Genomic DNA, 15,945 nt, shown 5'->3' with positions numbered 1-15,945 from the left:
ACTTGAGAAGAAGACCGCCATCACCCCTTCACCTTGTCCATGAGACGTCATCTCCCTGCGCTGCCCCTCTCCGCACTGCTCCTCTGCACCACACTCTCCAGTTGCGTCCGCATCGCGGAGGTCCGGGAGAGAACCCCAACCTATCGATCGGCCCCAAATGTCCCGGGAGTCTCCACCGAGGTGGAGCGGGGCATCGCAGCCGGCCTGCGACTCAGCAAACGTGAGCCGATGGCGGCACTGGGCAACTACCTCTGCGCCGCAAAAGCCGCCTCCATACAGCTACAGCTCCACCCGGGAAACAAGGCTGTGAGAGACGACTACAACTTCGCTGTTGCCCGTATCTTCACGAGCATCCGGGATGCGAAGCTCGACCCGTGGACGAAGCCACTCACCGTGCCTGCAGCGGGTGGTGACTTCGTCCTCACCCGACGCCCGGATGCCCGAAAGGCGTGGAATCCCGCACTCTATGACTTCACCCCCGCAGACCAGTTTGATGTGGGCGGCAGTTTTGTAAAGGAGCGCTCCATCAAGGAGGGGGTAGGAGCTCCGCTGGTGGCCGTAGGCCGCAAGGAGAACACTGACTCCCGGGAAAACTTCGGCCTCCCCCGCACCTACTACGGCGTCACCGCGGTTGCGCGATTCTCAGGCAAGACCTGTGAGCTCGCTTTTGAGGACCCTCTTGCCACGGAGGATGTCCGTATCGGCACGCACACCTTCCCCATGAGCGCGGACTTCACGGTGCCAGTAGCCGTCATGCTCGCGAGCACCAAACCGGAGAAGATGGGGCTTGCCCGGCTCCTCAATCCAGAGAAATACGCCGATACCGCCCGCATCTCCCGGCTCCAGCCCTATGACCCAAACAAGACCGTGGTGCTGGTCATCCACGGGCTGAACTCCTCCCCTGCCACTTACACGCCACTCATCAACTCACTCCGCTCTCATGAGGAGATCAGGCGTCACTACCAGTTCTGGTTTTACAGTTACCCCAGCGGCTACCCCTATCCCTACTCCGCCGCCATTCTGCGCAATGAGCTGGATGCCGTGCAGAAACGTTTCCCCTTGAAGAAGAAAATGGTCGTCATTGGCCACAGCATGGGAGGGTGCATCAGCCGCCTCCTCGTCACCGATGTGGATGACAAACTCTGGCTCAAGACCTTTGGCAAGCCACCATCCGAGGTCAATGTCTCCGCGGAGAACAAGGCCCTGCTCATGCAGTCGTTGATCTTCACCCACCGCCCGGAGGTCGGTCGCGTCATCTTCGTCTCCGCTCCGCTCAGGGGGGCAGACATGGCCTCTGGAGTGGCGGGCCGTATCGGTTCCCGTCTGGTCAGGGCCCCGGGCAAACTCCTCGCGGTGGGCACAGAGGCCTTCACCCTCCTCACCCCGCTGCCAGAGGGCACCCTCAAGCTCAACCGCATCCCCAACAGCGTGGACACCCTCGCCCCCAACAACCGGTTCGTGATGAACATCAACACATTTCCTCTAACCCCGGGCATTCCCTACAACGCCATCGTGGGCGACCGGGGGAAGGGGGGCAACAAGGACAAGACCAAACCCTGCTGCTCAGACGGCATCGTGCCCTACTGGAGCAGTTACCTGCCCGGGGCGGAGAGTGAGCTGACCGTGCCCTCTGGCCACAACGCTCACCAGAACCCGCAGGCCATCGCCGAGGTCCGCCGGATTCTGCTGTTGCACGTCGGCAGGTAGGACATGCCATTTCATACACTCCTGTTTGCAAATCCACAAAAAGGCGCAGCGCCCTTCATTCCACAATGCCGCTATCCTCACCCTTCCACCCATATCCATGAAACTCTCTACAACCCTGCTTTTCGCCTTTGCCCTGGCGGCCTTCGCCCAGGCAGAGCCAGACCGAACCTCACTCCCCATCGCAGAGCCTACCGTAAAAGCGATCACCACGCTCGACGCCCGCGACGCGAAAGCTCCGCCGCGTTTCGAAATCAAGCCTCCAGCCGGAGCGCCAAATGTGGTGATCGTCCTGATTGACGACATCGGATTCGGTCACAGCAGTGCGTTCGGCGGCCCCATCAAGATGCCCACCCTGGAAAAGCTCGCCAAAAGTGGCCTGCGGTACAACCGTTTTCACACCACCGCCCTCTGCAGCCCCACGCGCACCGCACTCCTTACCGGCCACAATCACCATGCAAACAATGCGGGCGCAATCATGGAACTGGCGACGGCGCTTCCCGGCAATACCGGTATCCGGCCTAAAGAGATCTCCACGCTCGCGGAGATCCTCCGGCAGAATGGCTACAGTACGGGTGCATTTGGGAAATACCACGAGACGCCCCCATGGGAGGTGTCTGTTTCGGGGCCGTTTGACCGCTGGCCCACAGGCTCAGGTTTCGACAAATTCTACGGTTTCATCGGCGGCGAAACCAATCAATGGGCCCCTGCGATCTTCGATGGGGTGGCACGGGCGGAACCGTTACTCTCCCCCACCTATCACTTCACAGTGGACATGACGGACAAGGCCATCCAGTGGGTCAGCGCGCAGCAGTCCCTCACCCCAGACAAGCCGTTCTACATGTACTTCGCCACCGGGGCCACTCATGCTCCACACCACGCGCCCAAGGAATGGATCGAGAAATACAAAGGCCAGTTCGCCAGCGGCTGGGACAAGCTGCGTGAGGAGACCTTCGCGCGGCAGAAGAAGATGGGCATCATCCCGGAGGACACCCAGCTCACCGCCCGCCCCAGGGAGATTCCCGCATGGGACGGCATGAGCGCCCAGCAGAAGAAGCTCTTCGAGCGCCAGATGGAAACCTTCGCCGGGTTCGCGGAACACACGGATGACCAGGTCGGCCGCCTCGTCTCACAGCTTGAGAAGATCGGCGAGCTCGACAACACGCTCTTCTTCTACATCGTAGGCGACAACGGCTCCAGCGCGGAAGGCGGCCCGGAGGGCACCTACAATGAGATGATGGCGCTCAATGGCATCATTGGAAAAGCCGAACAGATGATGGATCACATCGACGCATGGGGCGATTCGACCACCTTCCCTCACTTCGCCATCGGCTGGGCCTGGGCGGGTAACACCCCTTTCCAGTGGACCAAGCAGGTCGCAAGCCACTTCGGCGGTACGCGCAACGGCATGGTCATGCACTGGCCGAAGGGCATCAAAGCCAGGGGCGAAATTCGCAGCCAGTTTCATCACGTCATTGATGTCGCCCCCACCGCGCTCGAAGCCGCGAAGATCCCCCAGCCAAAGGTGGTCAATGGCGTCAAGCAACGCCCGATGGACGGAGTTTCCATGCTCTACAGCGCTGATGCTCCGAATGCCAAAGACACGCGCAACACGCAGTACTTCGAGATGTTCGGCAACCGCGGCATCTATCACGAAGGCTGGGTCGCTTGCACCCGCCACTCCATCCCATGGCTCATGGTGCCGCTGCCGGCACTACAGGACGACGTATGGGAGCTCTACAATGTGGATGAGGACTTCAGCCAGGCAAACAACCTTGCGGCAAAGCACCCTGACAAACTCAAGGAATTGCAAGCCCTCTTCTTGAAGGAAGCGGAACGCAACCACGTCCTGCCGATCGATGACCGCCGCTCCGAGCGCTTCAACGCCGCAATCGCCGGCAGGCCAGACCTGCTTAACGGACGCAAGACCCTCACAGTCTATCCCGGCATGATCGGCATGCTTGAGAACGCCTTCATCAACGTGAAGGGCGTCCATCACACCATTGAGGCAGAGGTTGAAGTTGCGAATGACAAGACCAACGGCGTCATCATCGCCCAGGCGGGCTACTTCGGTGGCTGGACACTCTACCTGAAGGACGGCAAGCCGCGGCACGAGTACAACTACTTCGCGCTGGAGCGCACCAACATCGGAAGCGAAGTCTCCCTCACCCCCGGCAAGCACCTAATCAACTACGAGTTCATCCCCGATGAGAGCAAACCCGGCACTGGCGGTAAATCCATCCTCAGTGTCGATGGCAAGAAAGTGGCCGAGGCCCATATCCCCAAGACCCAGCCCTACGCCTTTTCCGCCGACGAAGGGGCCGATGTGGGCATCGATGCCGAGACCAACGTCTCCCCCGATTACAAGCCCGGCCCTCCCAGCATCTTTGCAGGCAAGATCATGAGAGTCACCGTAGAGCAGAAGTAAAGCACTCCTCCAGACAGGACCTCTCTGAACCGGGTCGCGTCGGTTCATCCACCAGGCGCGGCCTCGTTCTTTTTCCATCCACTCCACTCCACCAAATCCATGACCACCCGCCTTGCTGTTCATCTCCTCTCTCCCGCCCTCGCCATCCTCATCCTCGACCCGACCTCCCTTCGTGCCGAGGTAGGCGGCGCGGGTCAGCACTTGACCAATTCACGGCCGGCACCAAAAATTACACCAGGCATAGATCCCGCAGCGGCCACGCTGGCCCAAGAAGTTACGACAAAACTCAGCAGCGCCCAGACCCTTCGCCTCACCGCCAAGCACAAGCTGGACGCTAGACTTGGCGTCGGAGCTAGGCTGGAAAACGGCCCCCTCGTAATCACCATCAAGCGTCCGAACCAGTTCTATGCCGTGCAACAGGCTGGCGGGGAAACTCGCGAGATCGCCTATGATGGCAGGACCCTCTGTCTGATCCATCCCGGTCCCAAGCACCATGCCCTGGAGCCGCTCAAGGCGGCATCGATCAGCCAGTTTGCAAATCGTATGGACGATCGCTTTGGATTCCGACCACCTGTGGCTGAACTGTTGGCAAGTGACTTTGACACCCAGATCTTTCTAAATGTCACCTCAGCCAAAGTGACCGGTGTGGAGTGGGTCGGCTGGACTCGCTGCGAGCGCCTTCAATACGAACAGCAAGGAATCACTGGTGATATCTGGATTGGGAAAAAGGACCTGCTCCCCCGGCGCTACTTGCTCACATTCACTGACCTCCCGGGCAAACCGACCTGGGACGTGCGACTCACAAAGTGGGAGTTGAATGTGCCCGTTGACGAAAGCTTGTTCTCCAGGCGCCCAGCTGCCGACTCTCAACGGCTGCAGATGCTCAAGAGCCGCTAAGGCCGTACCTGCCCTCTCAATTCCTGATCACACTTCTGCTTCAACTTCCCACTCTTTCTGCCATGAAATTCACGCACCAAGTCAAAGTTCTCCTGCCGCTGCTAGCAGTACTCTGCGCCACCGTCTTCACCCCTGCCAGTCTTGCCGGTCCCAAGCATCGCCCGGGGAACCCCCGCGGCGTAGCCGACCCCCGCGGCGTAGCCGACCCCCGCGGAATAGCCGACCCCCGCGGAATAGCCGACCCCCGCGGAATAGCCGACCCCCGCGGAATAGCCGACCCCCGCGGAATAGCCGACCCCCGCGGAATAGCCGACCCCCGCGGAATAGCCGACCCCCGCGGAATAGCCGACCCCCGCGGCGTAGCCGACCCCCGCGGAATAGCCGACCCCCGCGGAATAGCCGACCCTCGGGGTGTGTTTGATCCTCGCGGCCCCTTCGATCCCAGAAACCCCATGCGCTACATGTACCGCCTGCCCACAGGTTATACCATGCATACCTTTGGCGGTGTCAGGTACTACTACTGCGCAGGAACCTACTACTACGCTTACTACATAAACGGCGAGACCGTTTACGTCCGCACCACCGTAACCCAGGGGGTACCCGTGGTCCCCCCAAGGCCCTATTGAAAGCCTTGTTGTCTGGCTCACCTTCCTGGACAAGGCCACCACCCCAAGCAGCCCTTCACGCGAAGATGACAGCATCACCACGAGCCGCGGCGTCATCCAAACGGTCGATTAAACCTCGTGATACTGACAGCCCTCATGCCAAAAAAAAGACGCCAGGCGTGACAAGTTAGAATCCCGAACTCATTCAGCACGTAAACAAGGGCGGAGGCTTGCGCTTCCCGCCCTTTCTTATGTCTGACAGAAGTCTGTCCCAGTCAGGGCAAAGGGAAGGTGCACCGGGATATCCGCGTTCAGATGAATAAATACTCATCTGATCCCCTCCAAGATTCGGTCCCGGGCAGCAGATGTTGCTCCACGAACCGAGTCAAAACCGAGCCCCACCCCTCGTCCGCTTTTCGCCATTTTTGCAGCGGCCACCTTGACAATTGCCACCAGCTTGACGCCCTCCACGGCGACGGCACGAGAACATCACGGTCAGCGCCACGGAGAGCCATCTCGTGAAATTCAAACCGTCGGCCATCGTCATGGTCACGGGCACGGCCATCATCATCATCGCCGACCGCGGATGGAGCACCGCTTCTGTGGTAGTCACCGCCATCACCACGGCCACATCTGGTACGGCAGACATCACCGGGTGTACAAATGCTGGGGGCATCGCAAGACGGGAACATTCCGTTCCCGCCTTGCGGCGTAACCTTATCCTAGCTCCGACCAGCTCATACTGATACTCCTGCACAAAAAGCACCCCTTTTTATTGCATTCGGCAACTGATCACTCCGGCATTGTAGTACGCCCGATGAGCATCTCTGCCCCGATTATGGGCGTCATGCCTCCTTCTGTTTTGCCTGCTCTCTCACTTCAGAAGTCAGCCCGGGCCACACGGGTGCTGGTGGTGGATGACCACCCCGGCTTCCGCCTCGGCGTGGTCGAGATGTTGCATGATATCGATGGCTTCGAAGTGTGCGGGGAGGCTGGAGATTCGACCACCGCCATAGCCTCCTTTCGGGACTTGGAGCCCGATCTCGTCGTCATGGACATCAGCCTCCCGGGGCGGGATGGTATAGAAGTGACCAAGATGATGTTGGCAGAACGACCGCACACCACCGTATTGGTGCTCACCATGCATGATGAACTGTTCTATGGTCTCCGCGCCCTCAAAGCAGGAGCCTATGGATATCTGCGCAAGGATGACACGCTCACGCAGCTGGCTGATGCGGTTCGCCATACCGCGAACAGGACCCATTATGTGAGCCCCAGGCTTCTCGCGCAGCTGATTAACAAGCTCGCTCATACCCCCACGGTGGATGAAGAAGGCAAGCCGGCCATCCAGGGGCTCTCAGACCGGGAGATGGAGGTGTTTCACTGGCTGGCCAAGGGTCTGGGGACAAGGCAGATCGCGACCCAGCTTTGTCTTAGTATCAAGACGATCGAGACGCACCGGGCGCACATAAAGAGCAAGCTCCGCATGCCTACTGCTCAGTCGATTGTCAAGCTGGCCCGTGAGTGGCACGAACTGGACGAACGGTCAAGTTCGCTTAAACGGAACGGGAGTTGCCAGCAGGCGGGCTGATCGCCAGGGCCCTACGGACAGGTCATTCTTGAGGGGCAGGAGTTACAGGTGGCGGCACCTGGGGCGTTGCTGGCGCAGTGGGAACAGGAGGCGCGCTCGGTGCAGGGGTCGGAACGGGCGATTGAGACGTACCGGGCGCAGTTGCTGAAGCCCCCTCCGGTGTGGCACTCCCCCCCTGCGGGGGTATTGGTGTGGCCGGGCGTGTCGGATCGGATCCGGTGTCACGTGGCGTATCATAGTCCCGCGTAGGCGGTCCTTCCTGCCTCGGAGCATGCTCTTTATTGCGATCACACGCCGCCGAAGCGAGCATAAGGAAACAACCAACGCAGGCCGAAAAAAATGGGCGAAGTGTATTCATAAGCGGTCGGAGTCTTTCAGAGGGATCGGTCTCCTACTGCTGCACGCAGGTCGGGCGAATCCCCTAATTCACGATCAGGGTGCAGGGTAAACGCCTGCCTCCACTCGCCTGGGCGCAGCCAGGGGACCGCGATTCACACCTGAACAGTCTCGCCGCGACGTGCGGCCTCCTCAATGGCGCGAATGATCTTCATGTCCTTGATCCCCATCTCGCCCGGGGTACGGGGTTCCTGGTCCTCGATGATGCACTTGGAAAATGCATCCATCTCTTTGGCAAAATGGTCCACCTGCGTTATCAACAACTCCGACATCTTCGCCGTCCCCTTCCCCGTCTCCCCATCAGTGACAAACAGCCGCAATCCTCGATAGCTGAAGGCTGGATTCATCTCCACCACCCCCTTGGCGCAATGCACTACATAGCGCCGGCTCTCAGCGCTGCCAAAGGAGCAGTCACAATGAGCCAGCACTCCAGAGGGATAGCGCAGAGTGAAGGCGAACCCCTCAAGCACTTCCCTGAACCGGGGATCTTCTGAAGGCTGTCGGCGGATCGCTGTCACCTCGACGGGCTCTTCACCAATCACATATCTTGCGGCATTGATGCTATACACTCCCACATCTCCCAGCGGGCCGCCACCCAGCTCACCACTGAGGCGGATGTTGGGTGCCTTCACATTCTGGCAGTTGCTGGACGAGAACGACTTGATGGCTCCAAAGGCCTTCTCTGCGCACAAGTCCATCACTTTGCGGTTCAAGGGCTCATAGTGCAGGCGATAGGCAATCATAAGTTTCCTGCTCGCTTGCTTGGCAGCATTCATCATCCGTTCCGCCTCCTCCAGGCTCACGGCCATGGGCTTTTCACACAGCACATGTTTGCCCGCCTTGTGTGCACGGATGGTGTACTCCGCGTGCATGCTATTGGGCAACACGATGTAAACCACATCCACTTCCGGGTTGGACGCCAGTTGGTCGTAGTTATCATAGCCATAGATGCTCTTGGGATTCACCCCATAGGCCTTGGCCACGATCTCCGCTTTGTCTCGGTGCCCGCTCACCAGGGCGACCAGGCGCGAGGTCTCACACCTGGCAAAAGCCGGCAGGATCTCCTCCAAAGCAAGACTTCCCAATCCGACCACAGCCCAGCCCATCCGCTTCGCCGGGAGCACGGGCAGATTCAGATCCGGAGGCTGCTTGTCCGGCGGAGCCAGCGGCACATCCTTGAGCAACGGTGGCACTTGGGCTGCGACAGTAGGGACACCCTCTGGGGGTGCGGCAGCAGCGGCCTGAGCATCAGAGCCTCCCTCAACAAGAGAAACCACGGATGCCAGCGCGGTGGACTGACCCAAGAAACTACGGCGATTGAGGACAGGGTTCATGAAATTGCAATGTGATTAGGGTGAAATGACGTACTACCAGTGCATTCGCTGGAACACACCCTGCCACACCGGGCCATTCACGCGCCCGATGGAGACCTAAGGGAGATGGACTGGAGTTCCCCGCCGAAGTGGGAACGATCACTCCCCGAACCGGGCATCAGGGATGCATCCTTCACCCCCGTCCTTCAAAAAGCCCACGATGCAAACGTGTATGAAACTGCAAACACTCCACGACGCCTACGTTCATGAACTCAAGGACCTTCTCAGCGCAGAACGCCAGCTGATCAAGGCCCTGCCAAAGATGGCCAAGGCCAGCTCCAATGAAAAGCTTGCTGCGGGATTCCAGGAACACCTGAGCCAGACCGAAGAACACGTCAACCGGCTGGAAAAAATCCTCTCCGACCTCGGTGAGAGCACCAACAGGGTCGAGAAATGCAAGGCCATGGAAGGGCTCATTGCAGAAGGTTCCGATCTCATCAGCAAAGGGGGAACGCCGGAAGTGGTGGATGCCCTGCTCATCGGTGCCGCTCAACGGGTGGAGCACTATGAGATTGCAGCCTACGGCACCGCTCGCACCTTTGCTGAGATTCTTGGTGAGTCTGCCGCCGTCAGCGTACTGCAGTCCACCCTGGATGAAGAAGGGGACACCGACAAGAAACTCACCAAGCTCGCCATCAGCACCATTAATGTTGAGGCACAGGCTCTGTCGGCCTAGCCCCCACCCCTTTGCGTGGGCACGCTTGCTGCATCCATAAGGGTGCCTGTCGCAATTCGCCCCCCCATCCAGCCTCTGGCCCTCCGAATCCGGATCTCCCTTAGTCAGGACCGGACAAAGAGATGGTCAGAGGTTGTGATGGCCGTGAGAGGAGTAACTGCAAACCTCCAGCAGCCGCAGCAAGCATTTCCGCAATGAGGATTAGCCCTAGAAGTTGATCGCGTAGTTGCAGATGAGGCGGAGATCCGTCAATTCATCCGTCGCTGCCGCCCGTTCCTCCACCAGCGCATAGCGCAGGCGGAAAGACAAACCTTTCAGCACCCCCGCTGGGGCGCTCCACTGGAGGTTGAAGTTGTATTCGTCGCGGCCATGTTTTCCAGGCTGGTCAGGGGCCGTCCCATGTACCCAGAGGGCATAGGTGCTGAGACCTTTGATTTCCTTAAACTCATAGGCCGCCCGGAGCATCCAGGCCGCTTCGCCCGCACGGTTGAAGTCCTCCACCTGTACACTGGTGTAGCCTGGGTATCCCGCCCATGGGCTTATCATGCCCATGTCGCCATTGATGTTGGTGTACGCAGCGGTAAAAAGCGCCTGACCCACGGGCAACTCAGCCTTGATGCCGTACTGCTGGCCGTTGTCGCCGGAGTTGAGCAGCAGATCATCACCCACGCTTCGTTGGTCGATAAACTGCAACGCCAGACGGGGTGTGAGCCAGCCGCCCATGGGGAATTCCATCTTGGCCTCTGCGAAGCCGATGTTTACGATATCCGGGCAATAGTAGTCCAGCGCTCCAAGGGAGAAGCCCCCTTGCTTGTAGAGGCCCCCGGCGGCTATCACACCTCGTTCGACTTCAGCGCCGGCATCCACAGACATGGAGACAAACTCGTCCGAATTCCTCTCCTTGATGGAGTCCACATACCCCAAGCCATAGCGCAGCGAGGCCCCTTTGGAGCCCACCTTGGTGCCCCCCATGAGGGAGATGGCCTCGAAGGTGTTGGGCGTCAGGCGCGAATCGTTGCGGTTGATGAAGGGAGTGTCGTACTCCTTCCGCCCCACGGTAAGGTTCAGCCCTTCGATGACCTTCACATCTGCATACAGCTCGCCCAACACTTCATAACCATGCTGGCCCCGTCCCAGCAGCAGCGCGCCATCCTTGTCAGGATCACCATGCAGCTTCTGCGAGGTGTAGCCTGTGGCACCGAAGGAGAAGTGGTCGAGAAAATAGTCCGTCTTCACACCCGCCCATCCCCCGGTTGCCAAACTCTCCGTCTGGGAACCGTCATAGTTCTGGCGGCCCAGATACATGGTGCGAAGGTCCCAGTACATCTTTGTCCCCGACGGGGTCACCCCCGCAGCCTGAGCAGCCGGTGTCCGCCGGGGACGACCACTGAACGCCTCGTCCAACGGCGTCTGCCCCTGCTCCACGGAGGAAGTCGGCGGTGAAACCGCCTCGGGCTGGGCATGAGCAGGGTCCCCAACAGACAACCCAACCAGCATCAGGGTGCATCCCAATCTCCATAGACAGGGGGCGCCCCCCCATGGGCGGTGTCGTTTGAGCGCGCGATGGGTAAGGAAGGAATATTTGCTCATGTCAGATCAGTGAAGCGATCACGGAAGTAGTCTGAGGAGCCTCTGACGCAAGCAATTCTTGTGCAACGTCTTGGAGTCAATACTGCTTCGACACGGTGCCCAAATCAGCCTCCCATTATTTAGTGACCGGGTTCCTCCGCATTTCCCCCAGCGACAAATGCTCAGTCTACCCTAGAGTCTAGGCAACATCCCCTATAAATTCATCAGGCATGCACTTAACATTCAGAGGATGGCAGCCCTCCGTTATAGTGCTGCAAGTTTTCTGCCGCAGTCGCCCCCTCACTTCGGAACTCAAGTCCCAGCCCTCTCTGCGTCCATGCAAGCCACCCATCCGCACTTCGGCACCCCTATCCAGACTCCCGCAGCTTCCGATGCCCAAACCATCCCCGCTGACACCTGCGTACGCAAGGTGTCGCTCGATGCTGAGCTCGCCGTGTGGGTGGACGCTGAAGCCGCTCGTATGGGCATGTCCTTTGCCTCCTTCGTCTCCACCCTGCTCGAATGGGCCCGCACCGAAGACATCGCCAGTGACGGTGATCTGGGTCTGTTCATGGCACCGGAACGGGGTGCTTGGCAGGGTCAGCCGTGAAGTTCTCTGCCCTCAATTCCTCCGAGGCTCAAGACTCTTGGGTCTTCTAGTAGCGGAAGGCGATTCCATGGCACCCGTATTGTGGACGATCCAACCGTCCCGATTTCCCCTGTCACACTCTCCGACCAGGAGTTCATCCACCTGGGCAGCCTGTCGCGCTGTCCACTCTGCCCGAAGGAACTGCACCATCGCTACCGCAGCCAGCTGCGTGCAGAGGCACGAAAAGTGCCCCCTCCCAATGCAGGTGTGATGATGTTCTGTAGGAGACTCAGCTCCGGTTCTGGCCACAGGCGCAAAGTCCTCCCGCACCCTTTCCACCCGGCTGGCCCATAGCACATGGCACATGGCACGAGGCGGGCAGAGGCCATACCATGTGGACATGCAGCAGGCAGGCCGGTACAGGCCCCATGCGGTTTCATGTGGCCACAGGATGTCACTCCCTGCCCCGGCTCACAGACCGGGATCATCCTCGGAAACACCAAGACGGCCCGTATGACGCACTCACGCCATACGGGCCGTCATCTACATCCACAACAAGTCATCACTCTCAACGCATGACCCGGTCACTATGGCAGTTTCAATTTGCAGGTCGAGCATTAGCGCCCACCATTCCCCCCTGAGCAATCCATCAGGGTGAATGATGCACCATCTATCCGGCTCCATTTGGTCCCCATTCAACTTCTCCCGTCTGTCTTGTGCACAGCAGAGTGATTCTCTCCATATGACCTTTCCCTGTAGCTCCGCATCTTTCCACCACACACTCCTCCCTTCTGAGCGTCCCTCCACGGGTGATCCTTCGCGCCCAACTTCAGCCTGTTTGATCCGAGGCCCACGCGGCGGTGCCCGGAGAAACGATTTCCCTGTGGTAGTATGAAGGCGGGAGCAAACATTCTTGAAACTCCTCAATCCGTCATCGACGCACCGACCAAGTCTCGCATCTTGGTGGTGGATGATCACCCTGCCTTCCGGTACGGGCTCATGGAGCTGATCAGCAACATGTCGTCTGCGGAGGTATGCGGGGAGGCGGATGACGCATTTTCGGCTTTGGCCGCCTTTCGGAGCCTGAAGCCGGATCTCGTCCTGCTGGACATCAGCCTGCCGGGTCGCGACGGCATCGAGCTGACTAAGATGATGAAAGCAGAATCCCCCCGCACTCCGATCCTCATTGTTTCCATGCACAATGAGGCCTTCTACGGACTGAGAGCCCTGCGCGCCGGTGCCTGTGGCTACCTGCGCAAGGATGACTCCCTCGCTCACCTGGAGGACGCCATCGAGCACGCCCTGAGGCAGGACTACTATCTAAGCCCCCGTCTCAAACGGCACCTCATCCAGCAGTTCCTCCAGAGCAGCGCCCCCACCACAGAGAGCTTCACTCTCCAGGGTCTCTCCGATCGTGAAATGGAAGTTTTCCACTGGCTGGGCAAGGGTTTGAGTACCCGGCAGATCGCCGATCGTCTCGGACTTAGCCCGCATTTCTCATACGCGAGAAGCTTGAGCCGGGTGCAGCGGCGCATTAGTCTTTGATTACCAAGGCAAAAACCAAGGCATGCACCAGACTCAAGCAGCGACACAGTGTACACAGGCCAAGTTGGAGTTTCAAGCGCTGGGTGGCAGGCGTGTGGAGGCGGATTTCTCAGGAGGTTACCTCTCCAGTGAAGGGGGCAGCCTCCTGTTGCGCCAGATCGACCAGAAGCTGGGCCTGTGTGAGAAGCTGGCGGGTTGTTTCACTGACCGACGCGACCAGCGCTTCGTCGAACACGATCTGGCGGGCATGCTGCGTCAGCGTATTTTTGGTCTGGCCCTGGGCTACGAAGACCTCAATGACCACGACTGTCTGCGCCGAGATCCCCTCCTGGCTGCCGCTTGCGGGCGGGCCGATGTCTTGGGGCAGGAGCGGCATCATGCGCAGGATGCAGGCTGCCCCCTGGCGGGCAAGAGCACCCTCAACCGCATGGAGCTGGGTGCCCAGGAACACGCGCTCACCAAAAAGATCCACGCTGATGCCGACAGGATCCAAGACCTGCTTTTGCAGATGGCGGTGGCGGCCATCCCACGCAAAAGCGGGGTCATTGTCCTGGACTTTGATGCCACCGACGACCTGCTTCACGGCCACCAGGAAGGCCGCTTCTATCACGGTTACTACAAAGGCTACTGTTACCTGCCCCTTTATTGCTTTTGCGGGGATGTGCCTCTGTGGTCACAGTTGCGCACCGCCGACGGGGATGCGGCAGGCGGCACCCTGGAGGCCCTCCAGAAGATCGTGAAGGCCATCCGCGGCCGGTTTGGCAGGCAGGTGGTCATCATTGTGCGTGCCGACAGCGGGTTCTGCCGCGATGAGCTCATGAGCTGGATCGAGACCCAGCCGCAGCTGTACTATGTTTTTGGACTGGCCCGCAACGTCCGCTTGCAGGAGATGCTCGCCCCCACCTTCTGGCGGACGGCCGCGAAGCTCGATGCCGAGGCGGTGCGCCTTGCAAAAGCTGCCGGAGCCAAGGCTCCGCCCGAACTGGAAGGAACCGCACGGGAGTTTGAGGAGTTGAGCTACAGCACGCTCAAGACCTGGAGCCGGGAACGGCGTGTCATCGGCAAGGCCGAAATAACCCAGGGCAAGACCAACCCCCGTTTCATTGTCACCAACATCAGTTCCAGGGAGCCATGGGCGCAGGGGGAGGAGCAGTTTGCCACGGGCAGCGGGTTGTATGAACGCTTCTATTGCGCCCGGGGCAACATGGAGAACCGCATCAAGGAACAGCAGCTGGACCTGTTTGCCGACCGCACTTCAACTGCCTGGAAGAGCAGCAACCAGTTGCGTCTGTGGTTTTCGACTTTTGCCTATTTGCTGTTGAGCCAGATGCGTGCGGTGGCCTTGCACGGCACGCCTCTGGCTACAGCCACGGTGGGCACGATCCGGCTGAAGTTGCTCAAAATCGCGGCCCTGATCACCGTGAGCGTGAGGCGCATTTATGTGCAGCTGCCAAGTGCCTGCACTCTCAAAGAAGTCTATGGTCTGGCCCAGCGAAGACTGGCTGGATGCAGCCCCTGAGACCGGGGCCTTTTCACTCAAAGGGACATCTGCAGCCCATGCAGAGGGATGCTTATGCCTTCGCACCCTGGGCAAAGAGCATCCAGGCCTCTTGAACACGCCCTGAGAGCCTTCAGTTCCCTGGCCCGACCCATTCCGCCCACCAAGTCTCCCCCCCACAGAAGGCGCACACCCCAAAACCCGCTGATCTTGGGTTGTCAAGTCAGGGGGTATGAGAAATGCGGGTTAGCGTGAAGACCATTGAAACCCACCGCGCCCATATCAAGACCAAGCTCTCGATCGAGACAGCCGAGGACATGGTGAAGCTGGCCCGCGAGTGGAAGGAACTGGGAGAGCAGCCCGCCAACGGGATTGGCGCAGGGCGCAATTGAGTCGATGCGGGTTCACCCTCCGGGCCCGGAATCAATGGCACATAGAGGAAACTCCGTCAAGACCCCGATCCCGGCATCAGCGTGATCAAATGGAGTGCAAGAGCTTGGGGTTCAGTGAAAGACATTGGTGCCTCCTCCCTGCAACAAGCCAGTCTCATCCACCTGCCTGGCGGCATCCGCTCTGGAGAGAGCAGGCAGATTTTACCCTATACAGCACCCGAACCACTCCCCACCCTGCCGCTACGCGTCCAGTGGGGTTTCATTGCTTTCAGCATAGGCACTGGCTCGCTCCAGTTCCAGTGGCCGCAACTCGAAAAAGAGCCCGCACTGGATGCAGGGGTTGCCTGCGATGTACTCGGCCGCTTCTTCAAGGCTGTCCGCAATGATGAACCAGTAACCCCCGATCACCTCCTTGGATTCGCCAAAAGGCCCGTCCACAATCACTCCTCTGGCTCCCACCGTCTTGCCTCCCACCGCAAGGCGCTGCCCCGGTTTCATTTTACCTTCGTCGATCATGCCCTCGATCCACATGTAGAAAGAGTCGATGGCCGTCTGAATCTGCTCCTTGGAGAGAGACTTGTCCCACTGACCGCGGGAGAGTACGAGATATTCCGACTTTGCGTTGCGATCACTCATGGTTTGGGGTCTGTCAGGGGTTGGGAGAGAACTTCGCAGTCTGGAC

Annotated in this window: 14 protein-coding genes; 11 read left to right on the top strand and 3 right to left on the bottom strand. The window is 59.5% G+C overall.

All coding sequences use genetic code 11. The annotated features are described in order from the left end of the window. Positions 1 to 39 precede the first annotated feature (39 nt). From VSP_RS13665 to VSP_RS35320, 6 genes are all read left to right on the top strand, one after another. Entirely contained in the window at positions 40 to 1,707 is a 1,668-nt protein-coding gene (locus VSP_RS13665) for an esterase/lipase family protein (RefSeq protein WP_009961263.1), read from the top strand. Positions 1,708 to 1,804: 97 nt separating this feature from the next. Continuing rightward, a complete protein-coding gene (locus tag VSP_RS13660) occupies positions 1,805 to 4,132 on the top strand; it encodes an arylsulfatase (RefSeq protein ID WP_009961261.1) in 2,328 nt (775 codons plus the stop codon). A gap of 99 nt (positions 4,133 to 4,231) precedes the next feature. Further along, complete coding sequence (locus tag VSP_RS13655; RefSeq protein WP_009961260.1) at positions 4,232 to 5,029, top strand: DUF2092 domain-containing protein; 798 nt, start codon at positions 4,232 to 4,234, stop codon at positions 5,027 to 5,029. 62 nt (positions 5,030 to 5,091) lie between these two features. Next, positions 5,092 to 5,655, top strand: a complete 564-nt coding sequence (locus VSP_RS42245; protein WP_157210881.1) for a collagen-like domain-containing protein — start codon at positions 5,092 to 5,094, stop codon at positions 5,653 to 5,655. 497 nt (positions 5,656 to 6,152) lie between these two features. After that, the gene (locus VSP_RS42240) at positions 6,153 to 6,380 is read left to right on the top strand and encodes a hypothetical protein (protein ID WP_156346127.1); all 228 of its coding nucleotides are present in this window, start codon (positions 6,153 to 6,155) and stop codon (positions 6,378 to 6,380) included. A 101-nt stretch (positions 6,381 to 6,481) separates the two neighbouring features. Continuing rightward, positions 6,482 to 7,225, top strand: coding sequence for a response regulator transcription factor (locus tag VSP_RS35320; RefSeq protein ID WP_044134356.1), 744 nt, complete (start codon positions 6,482 to 6,484; stop codon positions 7,223 to 7,225). A gap of 491 nt (positions 7,226 to 7,716) precedes the next feature. On the opposite strand, the gene VSP_RS13635 is transcribed toward VSP_RS35320, so the two are convergent. Further along, positions 7,717 to 8,955, bottom strand: coding sequence for a Gfo/Idh/MocA family protein (locus tag VSP_RS13635; protein ID WP_009961257.1), 1,239 nt, complete (start codon positions 8,953 to 8,955; stop codon positions 7,717 to 7,719). 211 nt (positions 8,956 to 9,166) lie between these two features. Here VSP_RS13635 and VSP_RS13630 point away from each other — a divergent pair, with 211 nt between their 5' ends. Next, positions 9,167 to 9,670 (top strand): ferritin-like domain-containing protein, encoded by a 504-nt coding sequence (locus VSP_RS13630; RefSeq protein ID WP_009961256.1) that lies wholly within the window; start codon positions 9,167 to 9,169, stop codon positions 9,668 to 9,670. Between the two features lie 207 nt (positions 9,671 to 9,877). Here the strand turns inward: VSP_RS13630 and VSP_RS13625 are convergent, their stop codons facing one another. Beyond that, positions 9,878 to 11,260, bottom strand: a complete 1,383-nt coding sequence (locus VSP_RS13625; RefSeq protein ID WP_081452536.1) for an OprD family outer membrane porin — start codon at positions 11,258 to 11,260, stop codon at positions 9,878 to 9,880. Positions 11,261 to 11,576: 316 nt separating this feature from the next. Here VSP_RS13625 and VSP_RS13620 point away from each other — a divergent pair, with 316 nt between their 5' ends. The 4 genes from VSP_RS13620 (at position 11,577) to VSP_RS42235 (ending at position 15,263) form a co-directional block, all read left to right on the top strand. Next, the gene (locus VSP_RS13620) at positions 11,577 to 11,849 is read left to right on the top strand and encodes a hypothetical protein (protein ID WP_009961253.1); all 273 of its coding nucleotides are present in this window, start codon (positions 11,577 to 11,579) and stop codon (positions 11,847 to 11,849) included. 870 nt (positions 11,850 to 12,719) lie between these two features. Beyond that, entirely contained in the window at positions 12,720 to 13,373 is a 654-nt protein-coding gene (locus VSP_RS35315) for a response regulator transcription factor (protein WP_009961252.1), read from the top strand. 22 nt (positions 13,374 to 13,395) lie between these two features. Further along, the gene (locus VSP_RS13605) at positions 13,396 to 14,892 is read left to right on the top strand and encodes an IS1380-like element ISVsp19 family transposase (protein ID WP_009961251.1); all 1,497 of its coding nucleotides are present in this window, start codon (positions 13,396 to 13,398) and stop codon (positions 14,890 to 14,892) included. A gap of 230 nt (positions 14,893 to 15,122) precedes the next feature. Continuing rightward, positions 15,123 to 15,263 (top strand): hypothetical protein, encoded by a 141-nt coding sequence (locus tag VSP_RS42235; protein WP_157210879.1) that lies wholly within the window; start codon positions 15,123 to 15,125, stop codon positions 15,261 to 15,263. A 240-nt stretch (positions 15,264 to 15,503) separates the two neighbouring features. Here the strand turns inward: VSP_RS42235 and VSP_RS13595 are convergent, their stop codons facing one another. After that, a complete protein-coding gene (locus VSP_RS13595; protein ID WP_009961249.1) occupies positions 15,504 to 15,899 on the bottom strand; it encodes a YciI family protein in 396 nt (131 codons plus the stop codon). Positions 15,900 to 15,945: the final 46 nt, after the last annotated feature.

Origin of the sequence: Verrucomicrobium spinosum DSM 4136 = JCM 18804 (assembly GCF_000172155.1) — a bacterium.
GTDB lineage: Bacteria > Verrucomicrobiota > Verrucomicrobiia > Verrucomicrobiales > Verrucomicrobiaceae > Verrucomicrobium > Verrucomicrobium spinosum.
The sequence above is the reverse complement of the archived record's forward strand: the minus strand, read 5'-3'. Positions and strand labels throughout refer to the sequence as shown.